The organism is Streptomyces sp. NPDC054796 (assembly GCF_053611545.1).
On record NZ_JBSHAO010000018.1, the window covers coordinates 145,502 to 151,501 of the forward strand.

5 protein-coding genes are annotated in these 6,000 nt (G+C 73.8%); 4 read left to right on the forward strand and 1 reads right to left on the reverse strand.

From position 1 onward, the window contains the following. The first annotated feature begins 167 nt into the window (after positions 1 to 167). The 4 genes from ACWGJ2_RS17705 to ACWGJ2_RS17720 all read left to right on the forward strand — a co-directional run bounded on the left by ACWGJ2_RS17705 (position 168) and on the right by ACWGJ2_RS17720 (position 4,898). A complete protein-coding gene (locus ACWGJ2_RS17705) occupies positions 168 to 821 on the forward strand; it encodes a histidine phosphatase family protein (protein ID WP_453347014.1) in 654 nt (217 codons plus the stop codon). After that, positions 818 to 1,702 (forward strand): DeoR/GlpR family DNA-binding transcription regulator, encoded by an 885-nt coding sequence (locus ACWGJ2_RS17710; RefSeq protein WP_453347015.1) that lies wholly within the window; start codon positions 818 to 820, stop codon positions 1,700 to 1,702. The genes ACWGJ2_RS17705 and ACWGJ2_RS17710 overlap by 4 nt, the downstream gene beginning before the upstream one ends. Positions 1,703 to 1,780: 78 nt before the next feature. Then, complete coding sequence (locus ACWGJ2_RS17715; protein WP_453347016.1) at positions 1,781 to 3,364, forward strand: FGGY-family carbohydrate kinase; 1,584 nt, start codon at positions 1,781 to 1,783, stop codon at positions 3,362 to 3,364. Between the two features lie 283 nt (positions 3,365 to 3,647). Next, entirely contained in the window at positions 3,648 to 4,898 is a 1,251-nt protein-coding gene (locus ACWGJ2_RS17720) for an extracellular solute-binding protein (RefSeq protein WP_453347017.1), read from the forward strand. Between the two features lie 438 nt (positions 4,899 to 5,336). Here ACWGJ2_RS17720 and ACWGJ2_RS17725 read toward each other — a convergent pair whose 3' ends face one another. Next, positions 5,337 to 5,837 carry an ATP-binding protein gene (locus tag ACWGJ2_RS17725; protein WP_453347018.1) on the reverse strand — a complete coding sequence of 167 codons (501 nt, stop codon included), beginning with the start codon at positions 5,835 to 5,837 and terminating at the stop codon, positions 5,337 to 5,339. Positions 5,838 to 6,000 lie beyond the last annotated feature (163 nt).

Below are 6,000 nucleotides of genomic sequence, written 5' to 3' on the forward strand. Positions count from 1 at the left end.
TCCGTGCCGCTGGACCGTACCGCCGGGCCGCAGTAGCTCACGACCCCTCGTTTTCCACACGTTGATTGTTATATTTATAGCGATCGACGATAAGAAGCAATGGGCGGGGACGGTCGGCTGTGCCACCCCCGCGGCCCCGAGCCACGGAGACGAGGACGAGAGACGAGATGACCGCCCGGCTGCTGCTGGTACGCCATGGACAGACGGTGTGGCACGCGGAGAACCGCTACGCGGGGATCTCGGACGTGCCGCTGACGGACGAGGGCGACCGCCAGGCGCGCGCGCTCGCGGACTGGGCGGTGGGGCGCGGCGTCGACGCGCTGGCCTGCTCCCCGCTGGACCGCGCACGGCGCACCGCGCTCCCCGCAGCCCGCGCGCTCGGCCTGGAACCGCAGGTCGTGGACGGGCTGCGCGAGGTGGACTTCGGCTGGGGCGAGGGGCGCACCCTCGCCGAGATGGAGGCCGAGGACCCGGAGATCGTGCGGGCGTTCAGGGAGGACGCGGACAAGGGCGCCTTCCCCGGCTCCGAGCCGCCCTCCGCCGTCGCGGAGCGGGTGGGCGCCGCGCTGCGCGGCCTCGCGCGGGAGCACCCGGGCCGCGCCGTGCTCGTCGTCGCGCACAACACCGCGCTGCGCGTGGGGCTGTGCGCGCTGCTCGGCATCCCTGTCGGCCGCTACCGGCTCGTGCTGCCGCGCCTGGACAACGCGGCCGTCACCGAGATCGAGGTGGACGGGGAGCGTACGGCGCTGCGCTCGCTGAACGTCCCCACGGTGCCCGGCGACCACGGCAGCGCGACGGTGCGCGAGGGGGCGGCGCGATGACGCGGGACGCCGGATCCGGCACGAGCGCCGGATCCGGAACCGGCACGGGCACGGGCGCCGGTTCGCGGGGGAACCCCCAGGACGGCTCCCGCTCCCAGAACAGCCGCCGCCAGCTCATCGCCGAGCATGTGCTGGAGCACGGCACGGTCACCGTCACCGAGATCGCCGCGCTGACGGGCGTCAGCGTGATGACGGTGCACAGGGACCTGGACGAGCTGGCCAGGCGCGGCGTGCTGCGGCGCTTCAGGGGCGGGGTCTCGGCGCTGCCCTCCAGCGTCTTCGAGAGCAACCTCGACTACCGGCTCGGGGTGCGCGTCGCCGAGAAGGAGGCGATCGCGAGGAGCGCGGCAGGCTTGGTGGAGCCCGGCATGTCCGTGCTGCTGGACGACTCCACGACGGCCCTCGCGCTGGCCGGGCTGCTGACCGCCACGGTTCCGCTGACGGTGCTGACGAACGCGCGGCGCGTGGTGGACGTGTTCGCGGGACAGGAGGGGGTGCGGCTGATCGCGCTGGGCGGGGAGTATTCGCACACCCACGACTCGTATCTGGGCGTCCCCTGCGTGGAGGCCGTCGAGGCGCTCGCCGTCGACCTGGTGCTGGTGAGCACGTCGGCGATGGACGCGCGCATGACGTACCACCAGGAGCAGGACGTGGTGCTGGTCAAGCGGGCGATGCTGGGCTCGGGGGCGCGTACGGCGCTGCTCATGGACCACTCGAAGATGCCGCGCACGGCGCTGCACCGGCTGTGCCCCGTCGCGGACTTCGACCACGTGGTGGTGGACGCGCGGACGGACCCGCGGCTGGTCGCCGAGCTGCGCAAGCAGACCGACGTGCGGGTCGCGGGCGACGACGCGTCGCGGCCCTCGTCGTCCCGGCCGTGACGACGGCGTCGCTCCCGTTCATCACATCCGCCGTGTGAAGTTCACACGGAACATCACAGCAGGAAAGGACCGCTCCGCATGCGTACCGCGCCACCGCAGCCCCCGTCCTCCTCGTCCTCCCCGTCCCCCTCCCCCGTGCCCGTCGTCGCCGGGATCGACATCGCGACCGCGGCCGTGCGCGTGCTGTGCGCCGACGCGCACGGGCGGGTGCTGGCCGAGGGCAGGGCCGCGCTCCCCCGGCCCGAACGCACGGGCCAGGGCCGCAGCGAGCAGGACGCGCGCACCTGGTGGCCCGCCACCGCGCGGGCACTGCGCGAGGCGACCTCGGCGCTGCCCGGGGGCGGTCGCGAGGTGGTGGCCGTGGCCGTCTCGGCGACCTCGGGAACGCTGGTGCTGGCCGGTCCCGACGGGCACCCGCTGGGCCCCGCGCTGATGTACGACGACCGCAGGGCGGCCCCCCTCAACGCCCGCGCCCAGGAGGCCGGTTCCCGCAGGTGGGAGCGGCTCGGCCTGACCGTCGGGCCGACGGCGGCGCTGGGCAGGGTCGGCTGGTACGCGGCGCTGACGGGCTCGGCGGCCGACGGCGTGGCGGCCCGCGACCGCGCCCTGTTCGCGGGCGCCGCCGCGGCGCCGTACCGCGCGCTGCGGGTGCTGCACACACCGGACGTGATCGGCGCCGCGCTGACGGGCGGCCCCGTCCCCACCGACTGGAGCCACGCGCTCAAGACCGGCTACGACCCCCTCGCGCGGGAGTGGCCCGACGAGGTGCTGGCCGCGCTCGGCATCCCCGTCGAGTGGCTGCCCGAGGTGCGGGCCCCCGGCACGGAAGCGGGCACCGTGTGCGCGGCGGCGGCTGCCGAGACCGGGCTGCCCGAGGGGTGCGCGGTGCGGCTGGGCATGACGGACGGCTGCGCGGGCCAGCTCGCCACGGGCGCGGTGCGTCCGGGCCAGTTCGTGGGGGTGCTGGGCACGACGTACGTGCTCAAGGGCGTCACCCGTGAACTGCTCACCGACCCCTCCGGCGCCCTCTACAGCCACCGTCACCCCGACGGCTGGTGGCTGCCGGGCGGCGCCTCCAGCACGGGCGGCGAGGCGCTGGCCGACGTACCGTCGCGACGTATGCCGGGGCTGGACGCGGCGGCGGCCGGGCGCGGTCCCGCCTCCTGTGTGCGCTATCCGCTGCGCAGGGAGGGCGAGCGCTTCCCCTTCGTCAGCGGCGAGGCACGCGGCTTCACCCTCGGCACCCCCGCCGACGAGGCCGACGCGCACCGTGCGGCCCTGGAGGGCGTCGCCTTCCTGGAGCGGCTGGCCGTGGAGCGGGTACGGGAGCTGGGCGTGCCGGTCGAGGGCCCGCTGCACGCGGCGGGCGGCGGCAGCCGCAGCGCGCTGTGGAACCGGATCAGGGCGACCGCGCTCGGGCTGCCGCTGCGGGTCGCCGAGCGCGCGGAGACCGCGTTCGGCGCCACGCTCCTCGCGGCCACCGGCACCCTGCACCCGTCGCTGACGGAGGCGGCCGACGCGATGACCGGCGGGAGCGGCGACGATGACGGGAACGGTGACGGGGGTGGGCTGGTGGAGCCGGTGGCGGCGGAGCGGGAGGCGCTGGAGGAGTCGTACGGGCGGTTCGTGAAGGAGCTGGCGGACCGCGGGTGGCTGGGGTGACGGGGCGGGGGTGCCGGGCGCGGGTGCCGGGCGCGGCGTCGGCCCGTACCCGTTATCCGTGAGACCGAAGCGGTATCCGTACCGTGCTGGACCCGGCGCCCCGCCACGCGGCACACTCCAGCCGCGGCGCCGGGACCGTGCGCTCGGGTGCGTCGGCCCGCCGCGGAGCGGAGGCGGTACGAGCGTGCGGCGGCGGTACAGGGATGGGCACACGCGTCGGAGAGACGACCGGCACTCGGACCGGCACAGGAGCCGGGGCCGGGGCCGACGCCTGGGGTGTGCCGTGACCGGACTGGTCGTCGCCCTGACGGCGGCGCTGTCGGCGTGCGGCACCGGCCCCCTCAAGAAGGACGTCACCCTGAAACTGGTGGCCGCCGAGCACGGCGACCGCTTCGGCAACAGCTCCAAGCGGTACTGGGACCAGCTCGCGAGCCGCTACTCGCTGAAGCACCCCGGCGTCACCGTCGACGTGGACGTCTACGCCTGGGACGAGGTCGACGAGAAGGTCGCCTCCCTCGTCAGGTCCGGCAACGCGCCCGACGTGGCGCAGATCGGCGGCTCCTTCGCCGGGTACGCGCGCGGCGAGAAGCTCTACAGCGCCGACGAGGTACTCTCCACGCCGACCCAGGCCGCGTTCGTCCCCTCCATGGCGCAGGCGGGCACGGTGGGCAGGGTGCAGTACGGGCTGCCGTTCGCGGCGAACACCAGGGCGCTGTTCTACAACAAGAAGCTCTTCGAGAAGGCGGGCATCAAGAAGCCGCCCAAGACGTGGGCCGAACTGCGCGAGGACGCGGCGAAGTTGAAGGACGCCGGTGTGAAGGTGCCGTACGCGCTGCCGCTGGGCACCGAGGACGCCGAGGCCGAGACCCTCAACTGGATGCTCAGCGGCGGCGGTGGCTACACGGACGACGCGGGCGGCTACACCCTCGACTCCCCCGAGAACACCGCCACCTTCACCTGGCTGCGGGACGAACTGGTGGGCAAGGGCCTCACCAACCCGGACCCGGCGGGCACCGACCGCAAGGACGCCTACGACGCCTTCACCCGCGGCGAGGCCGGCATGCTCAACGGGCACCCCACGCTGATGGAACTGGCCCTGGAGAACGGCATCGAGTCCGGCATCGCTCCCCTGCCGGGCAAGGACGGGCCGACGGAGGCCACGACGGGTGTGGCCGACTGGCTGGTGGCGTTCAAGCAGCGCTCACACCGCGAAGAGGTCCGCGGCTTCCTCGACTTCGTCTACGGCGAGAAGAACGTCCTCTCCTTCGCCTCGGGCTACGACCTGCTCCCGGTGACCGTCCCCGCGTCCGAGACGATGCGCGACGAGGCGGCGCACAAGGACGTCTGGCCCTTCCTCGACCAACTGGACACGGCCGTCTTCTACCCCGTCGGCAAGGCGTCCTGGGGCCCGACCGTGCGGGAGCTGAAGCTGACGGCCGGTGAGGCCGTCGCCGACGACGGCAGCCCCTCCAAGGTCCTCTCCCGCATCCAGCGCACCGCGACCGATGCGGAGGCGGCGGCGGGCGAGCCGTGACGGGGCGGGAAGGGGAGGGGCGGGGCGGGGCGGAGGGGCGCGTCAACGGCCGCGGGGCGCCTTCACGTTGCCGTAGAGGGGGCCCGTCCCCGGACCGCTGCCGACGGTTCCCCGGGGGGCGGGGCGGTCATGAGTCAAGGCTGATCGGGTGGCGCGACGGTGACCAGTTGGAGGGCGCGCCCGCCGACGAGCGGTGCGGTGAGGATGACGGTGTGGTCGCGAGGCACGGGGCTGCTCCAGGTCAGTGACGGGTGACGGTGGCGTAGACAAGGACGACGATCAGTGCGAGCAGGACGGTGACGGACGCGATCTGTTCGGTGCGCCCTGGTGGGCAGAGGGGACAAGCGAGGACCGGCCGGTCCGGGCCTGACGCGTGGGAGTTCCACTGGCCGACGCGCCCCTCCGCTGTCCAGCAACCGCACCGGGCACAGACTCCATTCACAGCGCGCGCAGGGTGGGCGCTGGCGATCGGTTGACGGTGGCCGGCGTGCGGGAAGGGCACGAGCACGAGCACCAGACCGCCTTGCGTCTTCCCCGGCGCCACCATCCCCACTGCTCGGCCAGCGCGGAGACGAGTGCGATGCCACGGCCGTTGGTGTCCTCCAGCGTCGGCTCACGCAGAACCGGCCAGCCGGGGCCCGCGTCCGTGACCACCAGACACACGTCGCAGGGGCCACGGCGCAGGTCCAGCGTCACGGGCGCCACCCCGTGCTTGAGCGCGTTGCCCACCAACTCGTCCGCCATCAACGCGAGGTCGTCGGCCAGCGAGCACAGCCCCCACTTGGCCGCAGCGTCGCTGACGTACTCGCGGACCCGGGCCAGGACTTCGTCATCGCCCGGGCCGGGGGCGCCGATGTCCAGGTGCCAGGCTTCGACGCGAGGAGACACCGAGCGGCCTGTGGCATCGAGATGGCCCGTGAAGCTGTTGGGAGGTTCCACGAGGGGTGGCAAGGCGATGCTCGTCCTGTTGGGAGGCGTCATGGCAGATCCGCATCGATGGGGTAGCGGGGGGTGCCTCTATGTCCTTCGTCAAGCCTGAGCTGGTCATGCGGCGGTTGTTTCAGGGAGGCGGGGTTCGTAGAAGGTGCCGTCGCGGAGCATG